Origin of the sequence: Sneathiella sp., assembly GCF_036844445.1 — a bacterium.
Lineage (GTDB): Bacteria > Pseudomonadota > Alphaproteobacteria > Sneathiellales > Sneathiellaceae > Sneathiella.
On the sequence record NZ_DAIUFV010000006.1, the window covers coordinates 17,622 to 40,646 of the forward strand.

18 protein-coding genes are annotated in these 23,025 nt (G+C 57.7%); 14 read left to right on the forward strand and 4 right to left on the reverse strand.

The window, feature by feature from the left end; genetic code table 11:
* Window positions 1-262 precede the first annotated feature (262 nt).
* On the forward strand, window positions 263-1,459 hold the full coding sequence (locus tag V7Z56_RS12360) for a glycosyltransferase family 87 protein (protein ID WP_334129810.1): 1,197 nt from the start codon (window positions 263-265) through the stop codon (window positions 1,457-1,459).
* Between the two features lie 34 nt (window positions 1,460-1,493).
* Here V7Z56_RS12360 and V7Z56_RS12365 read toward each other — a convergent pair whose 3' ends face one another.
* Both V7Z56_RS12365 and V7Z56_RS12370 read right to left on the reverse strand, forming a co-directional pair.
* Window positions 1,494-3,242 carry a hypothetical protein gene (locus tag V7Z56_RS12365; RefSeq protein ID WP_334129811.1) on the reverse strand — a complete coding sequence of 583 codons (1,749 nt, stop codon included), beginning with the start codon at window positions 3,240-3,242 and terminating at the stop codon, window positions 1,494-1,496.
* A gap of 310 nt (window positions 3,243-3,552) precedes the next feature.
* Window positions 3,553-5,154, reverse strand: coding sequence for a glycosyltransferase family 39 protein (locus tag V7Z56_RS12370; protein WP_334129812.1), 1,602 nt, complete (start codon window positions 5,152-5,154; stop codon window positions 3,553-3,555).
* Between the two features lie 234 nt (window positions 5,155-5,388).
* Here V7Z56_RS12370 and V7Z56_RS12375 point away from each other — a divergent pair, with 234 nt between their 5' ends.
* From V7Z56_RS12375 to V7Z56_RS12410, 8 genes are all read left to right on the forward strand, one after another.
* Window positions 5,389-6,813: a UbiA family prenyltransferase gene (locus tag V7Z56_RS12375; RefSeq protein WP_334129981.1), complete on the forward strand. Its 1,425-nt coding sequence runs from the start codon at window positions 5,389-5,391 to the stop codon at window positions 6,811-6,813.
* Between the two features lie 48 nt (window positions 6,814-6,861).
* Window positions 6,862-7,236 (forward strand): SMR family transporter, encoded by a 375-nt coding sequence (locus V7Z56_RS12380; RefSeq protein WP_334129813.1) that lies wholly within the window; start codon window positions 6,862-6,864, stop codon window positions 7,234-7,236.
* A gap of 488 nt (window positions 7,237-7,724) precedes the next feature.
* Window positions 7,725-8,618, forward strand: coding sequence for a branched-chain amino acid ABC transporter permease (locus V7Z56_RS12385; protein ID WP_443023808.1), 894 nt, complete (start codon window positions 7,725-7,727; stop codon window positions 8,616-8,618).
* 3 nt (window positions 8,619-8,621) lie between these two features.
* Window positions 8,622-9,731 carry a branched-chain amino acid ABC transporter permease gene (locus tag V7Z56_RS12390; protein ID WP_334129815.1) on the forward strand — a complete coding sequence of 370 codons (1,110 nt, stop codon included), beginning with the start codon at window positions 8,622-8,624 and terminating at the stop codon, window positions 9,729-9,731.
* A complete protein-coding gene (locus V7Z56_RS12395; RefSeq protein WP_334129816.1) occupies window positions 9,728-10,486 on the forward strand; it encodes an ABC transporter ATP-binding protein in 759 nt (252 codons plus the stop codon). Before V7Z56_RS12390 ends, V7Z56_RS12395 begins: the two co-directional genes overlap by 4 nt.
* Before the next feature lie 2 nt (window positions 10,487-10,488).
* Entirely contained in the window at window positions 10,489-11,262 is a 774-nt protein-coding gene (locus V7Z56_RS12400; RefSeq protein ID WP_334129817.1) for an ABC transporter ATP-binding protein, read from the forward strand.
* 24 nt (window positions 11,263-11,286) lie between these two features.
* Entirely contained in the window at window positions 11,287-13,119 is a 1,833-nt protein-coding gene (locus V7Z56_RS12405) for an AMP-dependent synthetase/ligase (protein ID WP_334129818.1), read from the forward strand.
* Between the two features lie 67 nt (window positions 13,120-13,186).
* Entirely contained in the window at window positions 13,187-14,380 is a 1,194-nt protein-coding gene (locus V7Z56_RS12410; protein WP_334129819.1) for an ABC transporter substrate-binding protein, read from the forward strand.
* Between the two features lie 83 nt (window positions 14,381-14,463).
* Here the strand turns inward: V7Z56_RS12410 and V7Z56_RS12415 are convergent, their stop codons facing one another.
* Together V7Z56_RS12415 and V7Z56_RS12420 are read right to left on the reverse strand one after the other, a co-directional pair.
* Window positions 14,464-15,387 carry a D-amino acid aminotransferase gene (locus tag V7Z56_RS12415; protein WP_334129820.1) on the reverse strand — a complete coding sequence of 308 codons (924 nt, stop codon included), beginning with the start codon at window positions 15,385-15,387 and terminating at the stop codon, window positions 14,464-14,466.
* On the reverse strand, window positions 15,384-17,840 hold the full coding sequence (locus tag V7Z56_RS12420; protein ID WP_334129821.1) for a patatin-like protein: 2,457 nt from the start codon (window positions 17,838-17,840) through the stop codon (window positions 15,384-15,386). The genes V7Z56_RS12415 and V7Z56_RS12420 overlap by 4 nt, the downstream gene beginning before the upstream one ends.
* 126 nt (window positions 17,841-17,966) lie before the next feature.
* Between V7Z56_RS12420 and V7Z56_RS12425 the strand changes: the two genes are divergently transcribed.
* The 5 genes from V7Z56_RS12425 (at window position 17,967) to V7Z56_RS12445 (ending at window position 23,023) form a co-directional block, all read left to right on the forward strand.
* Complete coding sequence (locus V7Z56_RS12425) at window positions 17,967-18,527, forward strand: MaoC family dehydratase (RefSeq protein ID WP_334129822.1); 561 nt, start codon at window positions 17,967-17,969, stop codon at window positions 18,525-18,527.
* Window positions 18,524-19,420, forward strand: a complete 897-nt coding sequence (locus V7Z56_RS12430; RefSeq protein ID WP_334129823.1) for an HpcH/HpaI aldolase/citrate lyase family protein — start codon at window positions 18,524-18,526, stop codon at window positions 19,418-19,420. The genes V7Z56_RS12425 and V7Z56_RS12430 overlap by 4 nt, the downstream gene beginning before the upstream one ends.
* Window positions 19,421-19,560: 140 nt before the next feature.
* Entirely contained in the window at window positions 19,561-20,130 is a 570-nt protein-coding gene (locus tag V7Z56_RS12435; protein WP_334129824.1) for a LemA family protein, read from the forward strand.
* Window positions 20,131-20,146: 16 nt separating this feature from the next.
* The gene (locus V7Z56_RS12440; RefSeq protein WP_334129825.1) at window positions 20,147-22,087 is read left to right on the forward strand and encodes a DUF2207 domain-containing protein; all 1,941 of its coding nucleotides are present in this window, start codon (window positions 20,147-20,149) and stop codon (window positions 22,085-22,087) included.
* 63 nt (window positions 22,088-22,150) lie between these two features.
* Window positions 22,151-23,023 carry an urea carboxylase-associated family protein gene (locus V7Z56_RS12445; protein WP_334129826.1) on the forward strand — a complete coding sequence of 291 codons (873 nt, stop codon included), beginning with the start codon at window positions 22,151-22,153 and terminating at the stop codon, window positions 23,021-23,023.
* Window positions 23,024-23,025 lie beyond the last annotated feature (2 nt).

Genomic DNA, 23,025 nt, shown 5'->3' on the forward strand with positions numbered 1-23,025 from the left:
TGCTGTGCAACCCGGCTGTCACCGCCGCGGTAAGCGTCTATTGCTACGTATTCGTCTTCGGGACAAAAAGAGTATGCCCCCATACAACAAACTATCGACTATGGAGAGAGCTGGCCTGACCTTTCTCCTGCTTCTCGCGGGGCTTGTATTGATAAGCCTATGCAAAGACCTCCTTTTTTACTTCCGGTCATATGGATATGAAATCAAGCTGTTCGGAATAATTGCGGGGAATGACGGGTCGTGGAATGATTCATGGGGGCCAATGTACTACGCGGCATGGGTGAGGCTATTCGAACCCGATTCTGATCTTTATCAGACTGTCTTTTTCGGCGATACGATCAAGTTTCAATATCCGCCCATCAGTCTTTTGCCGATCATGCCGTTTGTTGCCGCCAATGTAGAAGAGGAAGTCTTCTTTTACTATATGGGCTATCTTGCGATTGCGGCAGTTTTGATCTCCGGTTATGTCATCTATCGCATCATCCTGGCAGCGTCCGCGCTTTTCTATGGGACGGGCTTTTCAAACAAAGGCTGGAATGTTTTCGCGTTCGGTCTCAGTCTAGTCGGAACATTGACCTACTATCCGATCGTCTTTGGAATATATCTTGGCCAGGTTCAGGTGTTTCTGAATATGATCGTATGCTTCGCCATGTGGGCATTGGTCGTCGATAGGAAAACGATAGCAGGCGTACTGATCGCGTTTGCCGCTCTCATAAAGCCCCAGTTCCTTCTGTTCCTTGTCTGGTCGCTGCTGCGTCGGCAGCATCGATTTACGCGCGGCATGATCGCGGTTTTCGTGCCGGCGGGTGTCGCCTCGCTCTATGTTTTCGGATGGCAGGCGCATCTGGATTACGTCTCCGTAATCTCCTTTATCGGTCGCCATGGCGAGGTCTACTGGCCGAACCAGAGCATGAACGGGCTGCTCAATCGCTTGCTAAGCGGCGCGGACCCTATGGTCTTCTCAACCGCCGATTTTGCGCCATATAACGGGATCGTCTATATCGGCACACTGGTTTCAACTGCGGTGCTGATCGTTATCGCTCTCTTTTTTATCTATGTTTCTCGACGTGACAGCGGGGAGAACAAAACTCGCCGCGGCAAATGTTCCGAAGTTCTTGATTTTTCTGTGATGCTGGTGGTCTCAACCATCGCTTCGCCGATTGCCTGGGAGCATCATTACGGTGCTTTGTGGCCGGTAATTATCGTGGCGTTGATGATCGCGATCAGTGCATTTCGGACGTCGCCGAGCTGGCAAACCGCTATTGCAGTAGCGCTCGTAAGTGGCAGCTATCTACTGGTTTCAAACTATTTTTACTTCATTGTTGAAAAATACACGTTGCGCCTAGCACCCTGGAATATCGTTCAATCCTATATTTATTTTGGCGGTCTTATGCTGCTGCTCTCGTTAATCATGTTGTACCGTATGCCCCGAGAAAAGGTCCTCGATTCGGCTATATGAAGCGAGAGAAAGAGTATCCAAGCTATGCGTGCTCTCAGTTTTCAGTTGAGGGAACGCACCAGAGAACGTCCGCATCGAGCCAGCCAAACGGTTTGCACCGCGTCTCATAACCCGGGACATCATTCCCGTATTTCTTTATTATTTCTACGGTTGCTCCCTGTTCTTCAATCAGCCTGCCCCATACCTCTCCGGCGCTTGTAATCGTTGTGGATTGAAAGTCCGTTGAGATCCGCAGATCTTTCTCCGGGTAGACCTCGACGAGTGGGTATTTTGCGAGATGGGAGAGCGCAAGGACTTTGTAGTAGGTCTTGTAATTTTGCCGAACAGCGCCGCCGACGGCCGCCAGTGTGCAAAGGAAAAAGGCCACAACAGATGCGATCAGGCATGCGCGAGAAAAAATAATCGCTGCTCCCTTGCCGGCAACGACCAGCGACGAGGCGGAGAAAAGCACGGCACTCATCCATACGAAGGGCACGTAACGCGCCCACCATGACTCGGGAAAAAAAGCGCATCCGACAAGAATGGCAAGCGAAAATGTCCCGATCACGCCGGCCTTGCGACCAGCGGGATCGGATGTGCGGGGACGAGAGACGATGGCCGCCGCCCACGTCAGAATGGAGGCAATTAGCGCAAGGCTGAAGAGCGGGCCAAAGCCGCCACGGCGTGTGTCGTAACGCAAATGCTTGAATTCATCGATGTTAAACGTGCCGGGAACTTTGAGCGTGATCGGTGCATGGAACGGCGTCGGCCAGTAGCTTTCGCCAGTGACAGCGCCGATCCCGTATATAAATTTCGCCGGCGCCGGCAGCGTCAGTATATTTTCAGGCACGTTCCCTTTCATGATCTGATCGACGGCGGGGTAGAGAAACTTCCCGTGATCCAGATAGTTTGTGACGAAAGGCTTGTATCCAATCACCAGAACGCCGAAGAAGAAGACAAGTGCGTAGCCGGCGCCTTTCCTGGTGACCCAGTTGAAGGCGCGCGTGATGAACCCTTGTTTTTCAGGGTCAAGAACAAGTGACGAGATGAAGGCGGCAATGACAATTAGCGGTGTAAAGTAGAGTGCTGCAGACTTTGTATTGACCATGAGGAGGATGCAACAGATCGCACCGAGTTTATCAAGCTTGTTTGGCTGGAATGTATCGGCGAGTAAAAATAGTATTAACCCCGCGCCCATGAGATACAGCGGGGCATCTACATAATGGGTCATTACTTGCAGCAAAACCACCGGATTGGCGACGATCAATGCCGAGAATATCAGGCCTGCGATGGTTCTGAAGCGGTTCAGATGCGGTGCGATATGCTGATCAAAAAACGCGAAAGACTGAAGGGCGACTACGACGATCAAGCCGATGGTAAGCGACTGTCCGGACAACAGCAGTTTTGTCGTCGCGACAATATAGCTCTCTAGGACGTAAATACCGCTCGGATAGGAATCCAGCCAAATGTTATCGTTTGCGGTCTCGAATGGCTTCCAGCCGTTCGCCAGTTCCCAAACTGCCCATATATGATAGCCATAATCATCATCACCTGGCGAATAAAGCCAACTCGTCGCGTAAGCCCACGCGACAATAACCAGCGCAAACGCCAGGATAGCCGACAAAGCGCTGGCAACGTTCCTGATGTTTGCTGCCCATCTAATGACAGAAAGGCAAATGACAAGAGCAGCCAGAAGCTGAATATAGGGGTCGAGCGTATTGAGGAGTGGAATTCTGCTTAAAATCAGCAACAGGGCCAGAAATGTGAAAACGGCGCACGCGCCAATGCTCAAAGTTCGCACCATCAGAAGCTACCTCACCCTACCCTCAAAACTCAATTCTACGTGACAAGCGCCTGAGCTGGCGGGCTGCCAGCCATGACCTCGTCTTGCAATCGGCTCTGTCCTATTTCAGCCAGCAGATGTGTAAGCTGACTTTAAACTGTCGATCTTCCAATATATTATCGGAAAATAATTGAAAGGGCCTTAAAGAAATTTCGCGTCATTTCGCGCAATGGCGGCATAGCCGTCTGTTTCCTGTATGTTACGACGACAGGACGGCTGCCAGGTGCGAGCGGTTTCTGACTGGCTCGCAAGGCGTGACACGCGCCGCGACCTAGGCATCTGGCCGCCTCTCAAAAACGTCGAGTTGGATGTCGCCCCACTCCTGCCCGGAGATTTCGATGTAGTCGGCCTCCAGCAGGGTGCGGGTGACATGAAGTGGATCGAAAAGCCGTTCAAGACGCGTGACGAGAAACACGCGCGCCTTACCGTCGATGAGGGCACGCACTGCCTCGGCGTCTTCCGGGCGGATGCCGGGGACGGCGGGAAAGCCATCGGGATAAAAATCGGAGTAGCCGACAGCGGGGTAGGGCGCCGGCACACTTTTGATGCGCGCCGCGAGATGCGGATCCGTCACATAGAGGCGGGCCGGCAGATAAAGATCGTTCGGCAACAGCAGGACAACATCGTTCTCCCCGACCTCGGCGGAAAGGTGAGAGACAATTTTATCCCACGGCTCTTTCTCTCCTGCCTTGAATGTCGCATAAACGCCGGCCGAGAGGAAGAGAATATAAAAGCCTTTGATTGCAATGCGAAGCGCGCGGTTATCGAGGTATCCAAGGGCCAAAGCGAGCAGCATGCAGAAGGGGATGAGCCCCGGCACTAGGATGCGCTCGATAAATATGTTTGGGCCGATGATCGAGATCGCGATGGTGAGTATGGGCATGCCGAAGCAGGCCAGCAGAAAGAAAGCGACGAACGAATAGCGCCGCGCCTGCATCATCCGGTAAAAGCCATAGAGCGCGAGCGCGATGGAGAGCAGCCCGGTGAAAAGTCCGACGCCGACGCGGACGGCGTGGATAATCGCAAGGTTGCCGAAAGCAAGGTCGACGTACCGATCCGAGAAGCCGAACCCCATCACCCGGCGGAGAGCGAAGGCGACATTCATCAGGCTCGGCTCGGCCACCCAGCTCGACGTACTCCAACGCGAAAGCTGACGGTAGATCTGCAAGGCGAGAGGGATCGAGACGAGAAAAACGAGGAGCGCGGAGCCGATGAGCCGAAGCAGAAAACCGGCGTCAAACCGGCGGTCGATCATCCAGTGGAGTGCGAGCGCACAATAGAGCATCGCGCTGAACAGACCGCCCAGATGATGCGACCAGTTGGTGAGGGCCGCGCCGATGGAAAAGAGAACCCATCCCTTCAGCTTCCGGCCGCTGCTGTCGGCATAAATATACATTATGCCGAGAAGCGCGAGCGAGTAGGCGAGGTACATCAGGATGTAGGGCCGTGCTTCCAGCGAATACCAGACGATGACCGGCGTAAAGCAGAGCAAAAAGCTGTTAAAAAGCGCTGCGCGCTCGCCGTTCTGGCCAAGAAGCCGGGCCGCCTTTCGTGTCGTGAAATAGCCGCTGACGACAAGCAGCAGGCTGATGACAATTGAAAGCGAGCGGTGCCAGAGGTTTGAGGCGTCGCCGGCGACAAGACCCCAAAGCTTGACCAGAGAGTAATAGAGAGGCGGATGCGCCTCTATACTCGGCAGCCAGAACCAGATATCGCGCAGCGAAAGATCGGCGAACCACGCCGTATAACCTTCATCCAACCAGTAGGAGAGCGTCTCCTGATGCGCAATCCTGAAAACGAGGGCCATGCTGACGAGCAGCAAAAGGAGGGTAAAATGCCTCGATTTGCGGGATTTATGTCCAATGCCTGTCACCTTTTACCCACTCCAACGCGTCGCGGTTGCGACATCTACATATACCATTGCGCTCCAAGCCCGCGCCTGAACTTTTAACAATCTTAACTATGAATGGGAAAAAGAAAGTTAAAATTAAGGATTTCCCGTTAAAAGCGGATTTTCTATAGTGGCCGAAAACATCTGCACTGTGGAATTGCACAATGTTGCCTGTCGTGTGCAAGGAAGGGGGAACGGAATCCATTGTTGAAATCTGTGAAGCATGTCGTGGTCGATCTCGATGGGACGCTGGTGCGAAGCGATCTCTTCGTCGAGTCGCTGCTGCGCTATCTGAAAGGCAATCCCTTCAAGATCATCAATCTGATCCGCTGGTTGCTGGTAAGTCGCGCCTATGCCAAGCAGAAGGTGGCCGAGCGTATCAATATCGATGCGAAATATCTTCCCTATGAAGAAGGGCTTGTCGCGTATCTCAAAAAGCTGAAAGGCGAAGGCAAGGAGCTCATTCTTGCGACGGCAACGCATCGCAAATATGCCGAACAGGTGGCCGAGCATCTCGGTATCTTCGATCGCGTCATGGCGACGGAGAATAACCATAACCTGAAGGGCGACAACAAGCTCGCCGCCATCCGCGAGGAGATCGGCGATGTCGAGTTTGCCTATGCCGGCGACAGTGCGGCGGATACTCCCATCTGGCGCGCCGCAAAGGTCAACATCATGGTGAACGCGCCGGCAGCCAATATCGCCGAGGCGGAGCGCGAGGGCAAGCTGGCCTGGAAGGCGACATCCGGCGCCTCCGTCTGGAAAGCCTTCGTCAAGGAAATGCGGCCGCATCAGTATGCGAAGAATGTCCTCGTGTTCGTGCCGCTCATCACCGCCCATGAATATCAGGACATGGAGCATTTTATCGCGACACTGTTTGCGTTCATCTGCTTCAGCTTTTGCGCGTCCGGTGTCTACTTCCTGAACGATCTCCTTGATCTGCAGGAGGATCGCCGCCACCGCAGCAAGCGCTATCGACCGATTGCCTCGGGTGCGCTACCCCTCTCGCTGGGCATCGCGGGAGCGGTCGGCTTTCCGCTGTTCGCCTTCGGGATGGCGCTGGTCCTGCTGCCGCCGAGCTTCTTCGCGGTACTCCTCTTCTATTTTATCCTGACCAACGCCTATTCCTTCTATCTCAAGCGGCTGACGACGGTTGATGTCGTGACGCTGGCCATTCTTTATACGCTCCGCGTCGTGGCGGGAGGTGCGGCGTCGGGACTCGAGCTCTCCTCCTGGCTGCTCGCCTTCTCCGTCTTTATTTTCGTCAGCCTCGCCTTCATGAAGCGCTATATCGAGGTAGCGGCGCTGCCCGAAGCGACGGGGCAGGTGCGCGGCCGCGGGTATGCGGCGGGCGACAAGGAAACGATGTTTATCCTCGGCGTCAGCAATTTTACGGCCGCGGTGGTCATTCTCTCGCTTTATATCAACAGCCCCTTCGTGCTGATCTCCTATGAGCGGCCCGAGATCCTTTGGCTGCTCTGCCTGATCGTGCTGTTCTGGGGCAACCATATCTGGACCTGCGCGCGCCGCGGGGAGATTCCGGACGATCCGGTGGTTTTCGCCATCAAGGATCGGGCGAGCCAGCTCGTTGGGGTGACCTTTGTTGTCGTCCTTTTCGTGGCGAAGTATCTTGAATTCTGATTTTTCATGGCGCGCGGCGCCGACGCTTTGACGGGGAGACATTCCGAAATGTCCATTCTGGTTCTGGGTCTTATTCTGCTCACCGTTTTTGCCTCGGCCTGCGCGCAGCTGGTGCTGAAGCTCGGCGTCGCCGATGAGAAGATGCAGGCGGCGATGCAGTCGGGCCTGGTCGAGAGCGTGCTTGCTGCGGCGATCTCCCCCTTTATCTGGCTCGGGCTGATCATTTATGCGCTCAGTGTTGCGCTCTGGCTTTGGGTCCTCTCCAAGGTCGATCTCAGCGTCGCCTATCCTTTCGTCGGGCTCGGCTTCGTCGTCACCATGCTGTTTGGCGTGCTGCTGCTGAACGAGAATGTGACGATGATGCGAGTGGTCGGAACACTGCTGATCGTCGGTGGTTGCGTGCTCGTCGGGCGCTCCGCCTGACGCTGTCACCTGGCGTGGGACCTGCGCCCGGCGCTGATTTATTTCCCCCGGTAGCGGCTGTGTGCGGGTGCGTCAACGGGACGTGCCCGGACCGCTTATCCACATGGGGGATGACGTCGCGTCACACAGGCTGTTGCATTATCTTGCTGCAATGCAACAGGAGCGCGTTTTTCCTCTCCCCGCCTCCCTTCTTTCCAGCTCCTATTCTCTTTCTAATTGATACAATTTATTATAATATATGCAAGTATAAATCAAGCATAAATATTTACTATTACAAAGTAATAAAAATATCATATTTGAAAATAAGTATTGAATACTTAATATAAGACTTATATTGCGGTTGCGAACAAAAATTACTGGCCGTACATAAATGATTTATTGACGCTACTTCAGGTGGCGGCCTATACTTTGCGGTATCGCTGTATTAGTCCGAAACGAAGTGCGGCGGAAAATAACTAAGAAAAACCGGACAATAGTGGGAGGCTATCCTGTTTGAGTTTTTGCAGTTAGTAGTCGGTGGCGTATCCATCGGGTGTATCTACGCTCTTGTCGCGTTGGGATTCGTCCTGATCTACAAGGCGACAGAGGTTGTCAATTTTGCGCAAGGCGAATTGATGATGCTCGGCGCCTTTCTCGCCTATACCTTCATTTTTATCCTCGGGTGGAACTACTGGATCGGCGCGGCGGCCGCGATTGTCTGTATGTTCTTCGTGGGCAACCTGGTTGACCGGCTGTTTCTGCGGCCCGTTCTTGGCCAGCCGCAGTTCTCGATCATCATGGTGACGATCGGCTTTGGCTACATGGCCAGAAGCGGGGCGACAATGGTGCCAGGCTGGGGCGCGGAAACCTATGCGATTTCAACGCCATTTTCCAGCGACGGCATTCAGCTCGTGCCGGAAAGCATGGGATCGCTGGTGATTTCCGAAACCGACATTTCGGTGATCGTCGCCACTTTCGCGCTCTGCGCGCTGCTCTACGCGTTCTTTACCCATACCCGTCTCGGCGTCGCCATGCAGGCCTCGTCGCAGAACCAGCTTGCCGCCTACTATATGGGAATTCCGGTCAAGTCCGTCTTTTCCATGATCTGGGGGATCAGCGCGGCCGTTGCGGCGGCGGCGGGCATCCTTCTCGCGCCGACGACGCTGATTGACGCCAATATGGGGTTCATCGGCCTCAAGGCGTTTCCTGCCGCGGTTCTCGGGGGCTTCGGCTCCATCCCGGGCGCGGTTGTCGGCGGGCTGATCATCGGCGTGATCGAAACTCTGGCCGGGTTCTACCTGCCGCCGGGCTTCAAGAATGTGGCAGCCTATGTCGTGCTGCTGATCGTGCTGGTGGTGCGCCCGCAAGGGCTGTTCGGTGAGAGAACCGGGAAAAGGGTATAAATCATGCGGTTTCTGTTCAAGACGGATTACGATCAGGATATCCGCATCGCCAAGCATTCGGGCTATTACTGGTCGTACGGTATTCTTCTGCTCGCGGTTCTCGCCGCTCCATATGCGCTCGATGGTTATTACATCGGCCAGATGACGCAGGTCTATATTTTCGCCATCGCCGGCATCGGGCTGATGCTGCTGACGGGGTATACCGGGCTTGTCAGCCTCGGTCACGCCGCATTCTTCGGCATTGGCGCTTATACGGAGGCGGTGCTTACGGGCGCCGGCATTCATCTTCCTTTCATGGACGAGCCGATTGTCTTCTCCTTCGTCGTGGCGATGCCGGTCGCGGCAATTTTCGCAGGCATTGCCGGCGTGGTGGTCGGTATTCCGGTTCTCAAGCTGACCGGCATCTATCTCGCGATCGCCACCTTCGCCTTCGCCATCGTGATCGAAGAGGTGTTCTCGCGCTGGGAAAGCGTGACCAACGGCTATACGGGGCTGCTGGTTGCATCGATCTATATCGGCGACATCAACTTCGGGAGCGGCGTGCCGTTCTACTTCCTCTGCCTCGGGCTGCTCATCCTGGTGATCCTGTTCTCGCTCAACCTTCTTCGCTCGCCGACAGGGCGGGCGATGATTGCGATCCGCGATTCGGAAATCTCCGCGCAAAGCATGGGCGTCAATCTCGCGCAGGTTAAGACGATCGCCTTCGGCCTCAGCGCAGGGGTCACCGGTCTCGCCGGGGCGCTGTTTGCGCACAAGCTCGGCTTCCTGTCGCCAGAGAGCTTCACTGTCCTGCAATCGATCGAATTCCTCGTCCTCATCGTTGTCGGCGGGATCGGGTCGCTCCACGGCGCGGTCTACGGGGCGATGTTCGTGCTGGCCCTGCCGCAGGCGCTGGCGATCGCCCGGGATTACGTCCCGACCGAGATTGCACAGATGCCGGGGATCGAGCCGTTTATCTTCGGCCTGCTGCTGGTTCTGGTGATCATTTTCGAGCCCTATGGCATCTATGGCCGCTGGCTGAAAGTGAAGCATTATTTCCAGATGTTCCCGATCTACAAGAAATCGACCTTCAAACGTCAAAAGGCCTACATGAAGTCGGAACGGTTGAAATGAGTTTATTCAAAGCGGAAAATCTGGCGATCAACTTCGGCGGCGTTAAGGCAGTCGATGGCGTCAATTTCGAAATCAAAAAAGGTGAGTGTTTCACCATCATCGGGCCGAACGGCGCCGGCAAGACGACGATTTTCAATCTCATCAGCCGGATCTATGACAGCAGCGAAGGGACGATGACCTTCGATGGGCAGGATATCACCCGCGTGCCGCCCCATGCCATCGCAAAGCTCGGGATCGCCCGCACCTTCCAGAATATCGAGCTCTTCGAGCATGCGACGGTGCTGCAGAATTTGCTGGTCGGCCGGCATTGCCATGCCGGCACGGGGCTGGTGTCGGAACTGCTGTTCCTTCCGTCGGTACGGCGCGCCGAGATCGCGCACCGCGAGAAGGTTGAGGAGATCATCGATTTCCTTGATCTGCAGCATTATCGCGAGAGCCTGATCGCGAACCTGCCCTACGGCGTGCGTAAAGTCGTCGAGCTTGGCCGCGCGCTCTGTACGGAACCGAAGCTGATCCTGCTCGATGAACCCTCGTCCGGCCTCAACGTGGAAGAGACGCAGGACATGTCCTTCTGGATCGATGACATCAAGAAGGATCTCGGCATCACCGTGCTGATGGTCGAGCATGACATGGGCCTCGTCTCGGAAGTCTCCGACCGGGTGCTGGTGCTCAACTATGGCCGGATGCTCGCCTATGGATCGCCGCAGGAAGTGCAGACAAATCCTGAAGTCATCAAGGCCTATCTGGGAGAGTAGAGATGAGCGAGGCAATTCTTAAAGTCCGCAATATCGAAACCTACTACGGGCCGATCATGGCGATCCGCGGGATCTCGCTCGATGTGCGGCCGGGACAGATTGTCACCGTGCTCGGCGCCAACGGCGCGGGCAAGACGACGATCCTGAAAACCATCAGCGGCATCATGGACCCGATAAAAGGGGTGGTCGAGTTTGATGGGCAGGAAATCCAGAAGCGCGATCCCGACTGGGTGATGCGCCAGGGGATCAGCCATGTGCCCGAGGGGCGGGAGGTGTTCCCGTTCCTCTCGGTCTATGACAACCTGATGATGGGCGCCTATACGCGCAGCGACCGCGACGCCATCGCGCGGGATGTCGAGCTGGTGCACAGCTATTTCCCGATCCTGAAGGAGCGGGGGACGCAGCCGGCCGGACAGCTCTCGGGCGGCGAACAGCAGATGCTGTCCATCAGCCGGGCGCTGATGGCGCGGCCGAAGCTGATGCTGCTGGATGAGCCGAGCCTCGGCCTCAGCCCGCGCCTCGTGAAGGAGATTTTCGCCATCATCAAGCGGCTCAATGTGGAGCAGGGGATGACCATGCTGCTGGTCGAGCAGAATGCCAACATCGCCCTGCATACCGCCGACTTCGGCTATGTCCTTGAAGTTGGCCGTATTGTTATGGAGGACACGACGGAGAATCTCCTGCAGAAGGAGGATATCCGCGAGTTTTATCTGGGTATCCAGGATCACGGCGTGCGCGGCAAGCGGCGCTGGAAAAAGCGGAAAACCTGGCGTTAGGAATGCCTGAGGCTGGAGAATGACATGAACGCAATGACTTATCCCCCGACCATTATCGATGGCGCATCAACCTGCTGCCAGCTCTTCTGGACGCGGGTCAAACAGCATGACAAGAAAATTGCCATGCGCGAGAAGAAGCTCGGCATCTGGCAGAGCATCACCTGGCGCGAATATGGCGAGCGGGCACGGGCCGCAGGGCTTGGCCTCGTCGCGCTCGGGCTGAAGCGGGGCGAAACCGTCTCGATCCTCAGCGACAACAACCCCGAATGGCTCTATCTCGACATGGGCACGATGGGCGTCGGCGGGGTCAGCAACGGCGTCTATACGACCGACAGCCCGCGTCAGGTCGAATATCTCTGCAAGGATTCGCGCACGCGCATCTTCGTTGCCGAAAATGAGGAGCAACTCGACAAGATCCTCGAAGTGCGCGAGCGCCTGCCCGATCTTCTGAAGATCATCGTGCTCGACATGGAGGGGCTTCGCGATTTTCATGATGATATGGTCATCAGCATCGACGAGCTTTATGCGCTCGGCGAAGCGTATCATCAGGAACATCCGAATTTCTGGGAGGAGCAGGTCGCGCTCTCGCGCCCCGAAGATCTCGCCATCCTGATCTATACATCTGGCACGACGGGGCCGCCCAAGGGGGCGATGATCTCGCATCGCAACGTGATGTTCCAGATCTCCAACCTGACCGGCTTTATCGATATCGGCCCCAATGACGAGCAGCTCTCCTTCCTGCCGCTCTGCCATGTGGCGGAACGCTCCTTCAGCGTTTTCCTGCCGCTTTTCTCAGGCTCGGTGATCAATTTCGTCGAAGGGCCGGACACCGTGCCGGAGAATATCCGCGAAGTCTCGCCGACGGTGTTCTTCGCCGTGCCGCGTATCTGGGAGAAGTTCTATTCCGCCATCACGCTGCAGCTGAAGGAAGCAACGGCGCTCCAGAAATGGGCCTATAACCAGGCGATCAAGGCGGGCTACCGGATAGCCGAACACCGGCTGAACGGGACAACCCCCTCGGCGTGGGAGAAATTCGCCTTCTGGCTTGGCGACAAGCTCGTTCTCACCAACGTGAAGCGGCTGCTCGGGCTCGACCGGGCGCATTATCTCGGCTCCGGCGCCGCGCCGATCGCGCCCGGCCTCATCAAATGGTATCTCGCGCTCGGCCTCAATATGTATGAGGTCTACGGCCAGACGGAGAATGCCGGCCTTGCCACCAGCAACCGTCCCGACCAGTTCAAGCTCGGCACCGTCGGCGTGCCGGTGCCGGAGACGGAGGTGCGGATCTCGGACGCTGGCGAAATCCTGCTGAAGGGGCCGCATGTCTTCATGGGCTATCTCAACCAGCCGGAGAAAACGGCGGAGACGGTGAATGACGGCTGGCTGCATACCGGCGATGTCGGCTATATCGACAACAACGGCTTCGTCAAGATTACCGACCGGATGAAGGACATCATCATCACGGCGGGCGGCAAGAACATCACGCCCTCGGAAATCGAGAACCAGCTGAAATTCAGCCCCTATATTTCCGATGCCGTCGTCATCGGCGACAAGCGCAAATATCTCACCGCGCTGATCATGATCGACTATGAGAATGTCGAGAAATACGCACAGGACCGGAACGTGCCGTTCACCAATTTCCAGAGCCTCTGCCGGGCGCCGGAGGTGCTTGAGCTGATCCGCGCCGAGGTCGAGAATGTGAACAAGGACTTCGCGCAGGTGGAGACCATCAAGGACTTCCGCCTGATCGAGGACGTGCTGACGGCCGAGGATGAGGAGCTGACGCCGACCATGAAACTGAAGCGGGCATTCGTCAATCAGAAGTATAAAGAGCTGATTGATTCAATGTATGCATGAGGCATTTCAGAAAACTCTGAAGTAAGGTATCATTCAACCAACAGGGAATTTAACCGGGAGAATAAGGATGAAACGTAGAAATTTCTTACAGTTATCGCTCGTGGCGGCGGCGGCACTGGCGACGGCTTATGCCGGAACGACAACTGCCGCCCTCGCTGATCAGGGGGTGTATGACGACAAGATCGTACTCGGCACGCATCAGCCGCTGTCGGGTCCGGTTGCCCTCTGGGGTGTGCCGGTTACCAACGGGATGCGCATGGCGATGGAAGAAGTCAACGCCAAGGGCGGCGTCAATGGCCGCCAGATCGAACTGATCGTTGAAGACACCGCCTATCAGCAGAACAAGGCCGCGCAGGCCGGCGACAAGCTGCTGCAGCGCGATAAGGTCTTTGCGCTGATCGGCCCGCTCGGCACGCCCGGCAACATGGTGACGATGCCGAAGGCGCTGGAAATGGGGGTTATGAATATCTTCCCGGTGACCGCCGCCAATGAAATGTATGAGCCCTATCACAAGCTGAAATTCTCGCTCTTCACCCCCTATAGCGACCAGATGCAGGCGGCGGTGAAGTATTTTGTTGAAAACAACGGCGTGAAGAAAGTCGGCGTGATCTATCAGGACGACGATTTCGGCAAGAACGTTCTGCTCGGCTGTGAAGAACAGGCGGCAGCGCTTGGCCTCCCGCCCGTGGTGAAAGTCAACTTCAAGCGCGGCGCGAAGGACTTCTCCTCGCAGGTAGCCCAGCTGAAGTCTGAGGGCGTCGAGCTCGTCTGCCTCGGCACCATTATCGCGGAAACCATCGGCAGCGTCGCGACCGCGCGCAAAATCGGCTATGATCCGATTTTCGTCGTCAGCTCCGCCGGGTATGTTCCGGAAAATATCACCCTCGCCAAGGGCTCGACCGAAGGTCTTTATGGCACCGGTCAGACCCCGATCCCCTACTATGACGACGCATCACCGGAAGTGAAGGCGTGGATCGAGGCCTATCGCAAGCGCTTTGACACCGATCCGGTTCTGCAGTCGATCGCGGGCTATGAGCTGATGCATATCTTCCTCGAAGCGGTCGAGAAAGCCGGCAAGGACGTGACGGCCGTGAAGGTCGCCGAGGCGCTGGAAAGCATGACGGATATCACCGGGATCTTCGGTGGCCCCGTCTACAGCTTCTCCGCTGAGGATCATCTCGGCCCCGACCCGCACAACAGCGCGACGCTCTATAAGGTGGTCGGCGAGAAATGGCAGAAGGTTGGCCCGGTCAGCTACTGATCCGGTATTCACCCATGGAAAACCCGGCGTCCGCGCCGGGTTTTTTTGTGATTTGCGGAGGGTATGGGCGGGATGCCGTGCGGCTAGCGCGTATGCTCCTTTATCAGCTCCTGATAGAGCGCATTGATGCGCCGGGTGACCGGGCCCATGCCGCGCGCCGTGCCGATCGGTTTGCCATCGATCGAGGCAACAGGGGTTTGCGCGCCGAAAGTGCCGGTCAGAAACGCTTCATCGGCGCCGTAGGCCTGAACCAGCGAAAAGTTCCGCTCAAAGACCGGGATATCATTCAGGCGGCAGAGATCGATCACCTTCTGGCGCGTCACGCCGTTCATGCAATAATCGCCGGTCGAGGTCCAGACCTCGCCCTTGCGGACGATAAAGAAATTGCAGGCGTTTGTCGTGTTGACGAAGCCGTGCGGATCCAGCATCAGTGCCTCATCGGCGCCCGCCTGCTCGGCCTGCAGGCAGGCAATGATACAGTTGAGCTTGGAGTGGGAATTGTATTTCGCATCCTGCGACATCGGCAGGCCGCGCACCTGCGGCACGGTCGCGAGCGAAATGCCGGCGCTTTGCAGATGCGAGGCGGGTTTCGAATGCTCCATGATAATCACCACCGTCGGGCCGGAGCGCGACAGGCTCGGGTGCTGGAACGGCTTCACCTTGATCCCGCGGGTGATCATCAGGCGGCAATGCACATCGCTGGTCATATCATTCGCCGCCGCCGTTTGTCGAAGCGCCTCCCGTATCTCGGCGCGGCTCATGCCGATATCGAGAGAGACCGCCTTGCAGCTCTCGAACAGGCGGTCCATATGCTCCTCGAAAAAGGCCCATTTGCCGTTATAGAGCCGCATCCCCTCCCACATGCCATCGCCGAGCATGAAGCCGGAATCATAGACCGAGACCTTTGCCTCAGCGCGCGGGACAAGGTCGCCGTTTACATAAATCAGGATATCGCGGTTGCGCGGATCGTCCTCGGCATCATGCGTCGTCTGGGCGTGGTTTGTCATATGACCTCCTCCCTCTGCTCGGGTGCGCCATTCGCCGGATAGCGGGCGAGACGCCTTGCAAGTTCGGCATCCAGAAGTTCGAATTCTTCCGGTATTGCGCCAAGTCTTGTCCGCTCGGCATCGATGATCGCCTTGAATATCCGGGTTTTCAGCGTCTCGATCTCGCGTCTCTTCGCTGCGTTGAAGTCCGGCGGCAGGGCTGAGCGAAGGATATCGATCATCCGCTCCGCGCCATGCAGGCGGCCCCAAAGATAGTCGTTCTCGCGTATCTTGCGGCTGAAGAAACCGGCGAATCCTTCAAAGGCAAGCCCCTTCAGGGAGGCGTGCTTGCCCCCTTCGCGAAGGCCGGTCGCATCCAGCGGACTGATCCGGTCGACGCGGATCTCGTCAAACTCCCCGACATTACGCCAGTTGGTAATCGAGAAGGTGAGCACATCCCAGAAGGCATAGCCGATATAGGCGAGCAGAAGTTCGCGCCGGATGCCGAGATTGGCGGTCGCCCCTTCATTGCGGCAGAGCAGATCCTCGATGGCGATACAGCTGTATTCCAGGCTCATCTGGCCGTTGAGGCGCGTCACGATATCGTCGATGGCGGCGAAGCAGTCTTTCTCGGGCCCCGAGAAAAGCGCCGCGCCATGCCCGCGGATAATGCCGGTAAGCTCGTCGCTGATGAAGCTTCCGTCATGAAACGGGCTTAACGTATCGAGAATTTCGTAAAGGCCGCGTTTGACCTTGTTGAGGTCAAGCGGCGTGACGCCCTTGAACGTGGTTTCGAGCTTCGGGTAGATCTGATTGAGGTTGCGGATCAGGAAGCGGATCCGCCGGTCGCGAAAGCCGAAGTCAAACTGATCGAGAAAGCGCAGCCAGGCCGGGTAGCTCCCCTCCGGCGCCGGGCCGGGGTGCTTGCGATGGGCGATCTCCCGGGCGAGGGCCCAGCGCTGGAATTTCTCTTTCAGCTCATGCGCCTTGCGGGTGTCGGCGCTGATCTCGAGCGGCACGCAAATCAGCTCGAACACATAGTCGAGCGTCGCCTCGATCTTGAGGTCGAGATAGCCTTCATAGAAAAGCCCGACCTCCTGCATGACGGAGCGATGCGCCCGTTTTCGCGCTTCGCGGACAGCATCAGGGCCGCTGTCGGCGGCTTCGGCGGCGATTGCATCGACGGCCGCGTCAATCTGGCCGCGGGCGGACTCGATCATTAGCTTGACCCGCCGTACGCGGTCATTGTAGGTCGCAACGAACGCGAGATCATCCCGGATCGGCTGGTTGCGCGGCAGCGTTGACAAGGAGCCGAAGAGGGTGTTGAGAAAGCGCGGCATGTCCTTTCGGACGGGCTCGGCCTCCTCCTCCGGGTTGGGATCAATATAAATCAGTCGCCGGTCGACATGGCGATAGGCGACCTGCTGGCGGATCGCCCCGATCGCGGCGGAAAAGGGCTTGTTGTCGAGAACGCCGCCGTCAATGAAATGCGCGGTTTCCGGATGCGCGCCCTGCTGGAAATAGTTGGCGAAATTCTTGCGAAGGAAGTCGCTCTTGCCGGCCCAGTCATGTCCCTTCTCATTCAGCAGCGTTTCCAGCTCGGCGATCGTCGCCGGCGGGAACGCGCCGGGATAGGATGAGGTTGCGCGCGCCGCGAAAATGAGGCCCGGGAGGCTTTCATTATCAAAATCGCTTTTTGCCCCGGTCACGGTCCGGACATAGTTGAATTTCAGAAGCAGCCGATGCTCCCGTTCATTGACGATGGCCGGATCATGCAGCCGCAGGGCCTGCTGGTGACCGTAAAAATCCGTCAGCGTTACAAAGAGGCGGAGCTGCTGCCCGTTCGGAATAAGGCTGCTCGCGGGCGGGGCGGCCTCATCCATATTGTCGATGGCGCGAAAGAACATGTCCGAGACGGTTGGGCCGTCAAATGGCGGCTGAAACCATCGGGAGCGCAGAAACATCGAAACCTTGCGCCGCAGTTCCGCATCGGCTGAATATTCTTCCAGCTTGAGCCGGGAGATCGCATTGATAAAGGGCAGCAGGATGGCCTTGGACCAGGCGCGGGCGCGCACCTCGTCGGTCATGAAAAATTCGACATCCGCTTCTTCGAGCCACGCATGCGTCACCGGCTCGAGATCGAGATCATGGGCGACGGCGCGTGACAGCGTGACGCCGTTGATGCCGCCGGCGGAGGCGCCCGCCACGATATCGACGATGACGCGCAAATCCAGGCGCTCGCCGATCAGGCGGAAAAGATCGAAATAGATCTCCTCGCTGTCCAGATGATCGGGACGCGGCGGCGCCGTTTCCTCATAGCGCGCCGTGGCCCGCGCGCGCACGGACGGGATGGCGTGGTAGGCGGCCGACGCCCGCAAAAGCTTCAGAATTTCTTTCGTGATGCCATGCATATAGATGGCTAGCGACGCCCCGCCGTAACAAACCAGCGCGAGACGCAACTCTTTTTCTTCCATGAAATCCCCCCGTTCGGCGTGCTCATGCTAGCCGAAATTTCAGGTTTCAGACAGGGCTCTTTTCGAGGTCTTGGACAATCGGACCGCTTTTTCCTTGTTCGATTGCCGCAAGTCTGGAAGTTTAGTATGAACAGTCATACAAGGAAAGAGGGCCGGAAAACCGGCGCCCTGAACATAGGGAAACGACGGCGCGCGGCCGGCATAAATGAGAAGAAAAAAGAAAGGGTGATCATAGAAATGGCGGGTCTATATTACGAGGAATTCAGCGTCGGGATGGAAATAAAGCATCCCCTGACGCGCACGGTGACGGAAATGGACAACATCATGTTCTGCGCCATGACGCATAATCCGCAGCCGCTGCATCTTGACGAAGAATTTTCCAAGCAGACGGAGTATGGCCAGCGGATCGTCAACAGCCTGTACACGCTCGGCCTGCTGGTCGGTGTCACCGTTGCCGATACCACGCTCGGCACGACGCTCGGCAATCTCGGCATGACCGATATCCGCTTCAAGAACCCGGTCTTCCACGGCGATACGCTCCGCGTCGTGACCCGCGTCAAGGAAATGCGCGAAAGTGCGTCCCGCCCGACCGCCGGCCTCATCGTCTTTGAACATACCGCCTATAACCAGCGCGATCAGGAGGTTGCCTACTGCGCGCGCACAGCCCTGATGATGAAAAAGCCATGACGGTGCTGCGCTCGTGGTTGTTCGTGCCCGGTGACGACGAACGAAAAATGACGAAGGGGCGGGGCGGTGATGCCGATGCCCTGCTGTTCGATCTTGAGGATGCGGTTGCCGATGAGAGGCAGGACATGGCCCGCGCGCTGGTCGCGGATTTCCTTGCCGCCAATCCCGACCGCTCGCGCCAGCAGCTCTGGGTGCGGATCAACCCGCTCGACAGCCCGCTTGCGCTGCCCGATCTCGCCGCCGTCATGCGCGGGCGGCCCGATGGGATCATCCTGCCGAAGACCTACTCGGCGGCGGATGTCAACCGGCTCGGCGATTATCTCTCGGCGCTGGAAGCGCGCGAAGGGATCGCGGACGGTGCGACGAAGATCGTCTGCGTCGCCACCGAAACCGCGGCCTCGCTGCTCACCTTCGACAGCTACCTTCAGAATGCGACGAAGCGGCTTGTCGGCCTCACCTGGGGCGGCGAGGATCTTGCGGCGGCGCTTGGCGCCTCCGATAACCGCCATCCCGCGACGCGCGACTATGACGAGCCCTATCTGCTCGCCCGCACGCTGACGCTCGCGACGGCGCGGGCGATCGATGCCCAGCCGGTCGGCTGCGTATTCATTGATTTCCGCGATTCCGAGGGGCTGGAGCGCGAATGCTTGCGCGATCGGCGGATGGGCTTTATCGGCAAGCTCGCCATTCATCCGGGGCAGGTTGAGATCATCAACCGGGCGTTTAGCCCGAGCGCGGAGGAAATCGCCTATGCTCGCCGGGTCATCGATATTTTCGAGCAGAATCCGGGTCTTGGCACCGTCGGGCTGGATGGCAAGATGCTCGATATGCCGCATCTGAAGCAGGCGCGCAACGTGATCGCGCTGGCGGAGCAGTTCGGCAGCGCCAACTGACGAGATAAGAAGCCGCTACCCGATGCGCCGTTCCTCCTGTCGCGGGAGGGGCGGCGCATTTCTTTATTTGCGCCTTGGCGATTAAACCTTAAAGTTGAGACGGTATCGCCCGTTGCACAACATCGCCCGAGGAGCCTCATATGACGTCGCTTTTGATTCTGCTGGCCTTGATCGTGGTCGTCGCGCTTTACGTTATCGTCACCTACAACGGTTTCGTGTCCTTGCGCGAGCGGATCCGGGAAGCGTGGAGCGGGATCGAAGTGCAGATGAAGCTGCGCTATGATCTGATTCCCAATCTGGTTGAAACGGTGAAGGGATATGCGCGCCATGAAGCAGGCACGTTCGAGGCCGTGACCCGCGCCCGGAGCGAAGCCATGAATAATCAGGGCTCGCCGGGAGAGCAGGCGAAATCGGAGAATTTGCTGACCGGGGCGCTGAAATCCCTTTTTGCGCTTGCGGAGAATTACCCCGAGCTCAAAGCCAACGAAAATTTCCTGAATTTGCAGAGCCAGCTCTCCACCGTCGAACATAATATCCAGTCGGCGCGGCGCTATTATAACGGCGTGGTGCGCGACAATAATATCAAGATCGACCAATTCCCAAGCAATCTCGTCGCGGGTGCGTTCAGCTTCACGAAGGTGGAGTTTTTTGAGCTTGCCGATGACGAGGCGGATGCCGTGCGCCGGCCGGTGAATGTCTCCTTTGACTGATCGGCGAAGCGGGAAAATGGCGCAGAGCGTGAGACGCATCCGCCTCTTTACCGCGATCCTGCTCATCGCGCTCTTTCTCCTGCCGCTTTTTCCCGCGCCTCTCAGTGCCGCCGAGGTAATCCGAAGCTTCACAAGCGACATCTGGATTGAGGCGGACGGAAGCCTCAAAATCCGCGAGCAGATTGCGGTCACGAGTGAGGGGCGAGAGATCCGCCGCGGCATTTATCGCGATTTCCCGACCGACTACACCGACGCGGCGGGGCATCGCTATCGCGTCGCGTTTGACGTCGAGAGCGTTACGCGCGCCGGGCGTCCGGAGCCCTATCATACGGAGCGGTATGGCAATGGCGTCCGCCTTTATATCGGAAGCAGGGACGTGCTGCTTCGACCGGGCGCGCATGAGTATGCCATCACCTATCGCACCACGCGCCAGATCGGCCATTTCGACGGCTTTGACGAGATTTACTGGAACGTCACCGGTAACGGCTGGGTCTTTCCCATTGAGGAGGCGATCGCGCGCATTCATCTGCCGCCCGGCGGCTCTCTCCTGCAATATAGCGCCTACACCGGCTATCAGGGCGAGCAGGGCACCGCGTACCGGGCCGAGGAATTCGCGGGCGGCATCGCCTTTCTGACGACGCGCCCGCTCGCGCCAACGGAGGGGCTGACGGTCGCCGTCGCGTGGCCGGAAGGTTTCATCGCCCGCCCAACGGGAGCAACGAGGCTCGGCTATCTGCTTAGCGACAACCGCATCCTTCTGATCGGCGGAATCGGTATTTTGCTGCTTCTCGCCTATTACCTGCCGATCTGGTGGCGCGTCGGGCGGGATCCCGCGCCCGGGACCATTATCCCGCTCTATTCGCCGCCGGCTGGCTACTCCCCTGCAGCGATGCGTTATATCCGGAAACTGGGGTTTGATGACAAGACCTTCTCCGCCGCTATTCTCAGTATGGCGGTGAAAGGCTATCTCACCATCGAGGAGGAGGCAGCCGGCACTTATACATTGCGAAAGAAAGATGAAGGCGCTGCGCTCTCGCTCGGCGAGAAAGCAATCGCGCGCCATCTGTTCGCGGGCGGCGTGGATGAAATCGCGCTTCAAAAAGCCAACCACAGTAAAATCGCGAAAGCGCGTAATGGGCTTCGCAATTGGCTGCGAACGGAATATGAAGGCGTGCATTTCAGGACGAACCGCAAGCATTTCTACTATGGCGTTGCAATATCACTCGTCATTTTCGCGCTGATGATCCTGTTTGCGCCTGATCCCGTCTTCGCGCTTTTCATCTCGCTCTGGCTCACCATCTGGACGATTGGCGTCTATTTTATTTTCCGCCTCGGGCTTCGCGCCTGGATGGGTTTTCTCGCCGGGCGGAGTATTGCGCGCGGTATTGGGGCGATCCTGACAACGGTCATGTTCCTCCCGTTCCTCGGCGGCGAGATTGTTGGCCTCAGTATTCTTGTCGATGCGATTTCACTCTCCGGCGCGGTCATCTTTCTGATAATCGAGATCATCAATCTCGGTTTCTATCATCTTCTGAAAGCGCCAACGTCATTCGGGCGGCAGGTGATGGATAGATTCGCGGGCTTCGCTGATTTCCTCAGCGTGACCGAAGCCGACCGCATGAACTTCTTCAGTCCGCCGGAACGCACGCCGGAGCTGTTCGAGGCGTATCTTCCCTTCGCCATCGCGCTCGATGTCGAGAATGAGTGGGCGGAGCAGTTCTCAAAGGTCTTTGCGGATATCGACGCCGAGGCCGCGAAGAAAAACGGCTATCGGCCCGCCTGGTATCACGGCACCCGGTTCAATCCGGGAAATCTCGAAGGCTTTTCCACGGCTTTCGGTCAGGGCTTTACCAGCGCGATCTCCGCCGCATCAAGGGCGCCCGGAAGCAGTAGTGGATCGTCTGGCGGTGGGTCGTCCGGCGGCGGGGGCGGGGGCGGCGGCGGTGGTGGATGGTAAGCCGTCCGCCGCGGCGCTATGATGCCAAAGGAGAATGAAAGACTAGTCGAGGAGGAACGAGAAATGAAACGACAGCCGCAGAACCAGATGCCCGCCGATGGCACCCGGCGCCGCGCCGTGAAGCCGGTAACGGTCTATCCGACCGGGACGCTGCCTGCGCCGGACATGGCGGGATATGCCGCGGCGCGTGGCGATTTGGAGCGGCTGGAAGAAATCATTGTTCCCCCGCGCGAGGCCGCAACATTTCGCGTGCCGGCCGGTCACTTCTTTCGTATCCACAGCATCGAAGGGCCGCAGGTGGGGGATCTCAATCTCTGGAGCGCCGATAATCTGAACGAGCGCTTCTTCAGCGGCAAGACACGGGCGCTTCACGGGACCCACGTCAGCACGGGGGATCAGCTCTGGAGCAATCTGCCTTACCTTCGCCCGCTCGCGACCATCACCTTCGATACGCTCGACTGGTATGGCTGGGATGACGATGGCGGCGGCATTCATGATGTGATCGGCACGCGTTGTGATCCCTACACCAACGCCGTTCTGGGCGGGGAGGAATATCATCATTGCTGCCACTCCAACCTGATCCGCGCGCTGGCGAGCGAGACAGGGATGTCCTATGCGGAGGCGGAGCCTTTCGTCCATGACGTGCTGAATGTCTTTATGTGCACCGGCTTCACCCGCGATACGCATCAGTATTTCATGAAGGGCAGCCCCGTCCGGCCGGGCGATTATATCGAGTTCTTTGCCGAAACCGATCTGCTGGGGGCGCTTTCCGCCTGCCCGGGCGGCGATTGCAGCAGCGAGCATTCGAGCGACACCGCGAAATGCTATCCGCTGAAGGTTGAGATCCTGCGTCCGCGAAGCGGGCCGCCGGCGGGCTGGCGGCCGTCGACCCTTGCGCCTTATTCGGGCCGGCATACGTCCGGGGCCGACGGGTAACT

What these genes read in the sequence shown, in the direction of transcription:
- V7Z56_RS12445 (WP_334129826.1), top strand. Translation starts at nt 22,151, where the DNA reads ATGAAACGACAGCCGCAGAACCAGATGCCCGCCGATGGCACCCGGCGC.
- V7Z56_RS12365 (WP_334129811.1), bottom strand. Translation starts at nt 3,242, where the DNA reads ATGGTGCGAACTTTGAGCATTGGCGCGTGCGCCGTTTTCACATTTCTG.
- V7Z56_RS12410 (WP_334129819.1), top strand. Translation starts at nt 13,187, where the DNA reads ATGAAACGTAGAAATTTCTTACAGTTATCGCTCGTGGCGGCGGCGGCA.
- V7Z56_RS12380 (WP_334129813.1), top strand. Translation starts at nt 6,862, where the DNA reads ATGTCCATTCTGGTTCTGGGTCTTATTCTGCTCACCGTTTTTGCCTCG.
- V7Z56_RS12425 (WP_334129822.1), top strand. Translation starts at nt 17,967, where the DNA reads ATGAACAGTCATACAAGGAAAGAGGGCCGGAAAACCGGCGCCCTGAAC.
- V7Z56_RS12420 (WP_334129821.1), bottom strand. Translation starts at nt 17,840, where the DNA reads ATGGAAGAAAAAGAGTTGCGTCTCGCGCTGGTTTGTTACGGCGGGGCG.
- V7Z56_RS12440 (WP_334129825.1), top strand. Translation starts at nt 20,147, where the DNA reads ATGGCGCAGAGCGTGAGACGCATCCGCCTCTTTACCGCGATCCTGCTC.
- V7Z56_RS12395 (WP_334129816.1), top strand. Translation starts at nt 9,728, where the DNA reads ATGAGTTTATTCAAAGCGGAAAATCTGGCGATCAACTTCGGCGGCGTT.
- V7Z56_RS12360 (WP_334129810.1), top strand. Translation starts at nt 263, where the DNA reads ATGTACTACGCGGCATGGGTGAGGCTATTCGAACCCGATTCTGATCTT.
- V7Z56_RS12405 (WP_334129818.1), top strand. Translation starts at nt 11,287, where the DNA reads ATGAACGCAATGACTTATCCCCCGACCATTATCGATGGCGCATCAACC.
- V7Z56_RS12390 (WP_334129815.1), top strand. Translation starts at nt 8,622, where the DNA reads ATGCGGTTTCTGTTCAAGACGGATTACGATCAGGATATCCGCATCGCC.
- V7Z56_RS12415 (WP_334129820.1), bottom strand. Translation starts at nt 15,387, where the DNA reads ATGACAAACCACGCCCAGACGACGCATGATGCCGAGGACGATCCGCGC.
- V7Z56_RS12430 (WP_334129823.1), top strand. Translation starts at nt 18,524, where the DNA reads ATGACGGTGCTGCGCTCGTGGTTGTTCGTGCCCGGTGACGACGAACGA.
- V7Z56_RS12400 (WP_334129817.1), top strand. Translation starts at nt 10,489, where the DNA reads ATGAGCGAGGCAATTCTTAAAGTCCGCAATATCGAAACCTACTACGGG.
- V7Z56_RS12435 (WP_334129824.1), top strand. Translation starts at nt 19,561, where the DNA reads ATGACGTCGCTTTTGATTCTGCTGGCCTTGATCGTGGTCGTCGCGCTT.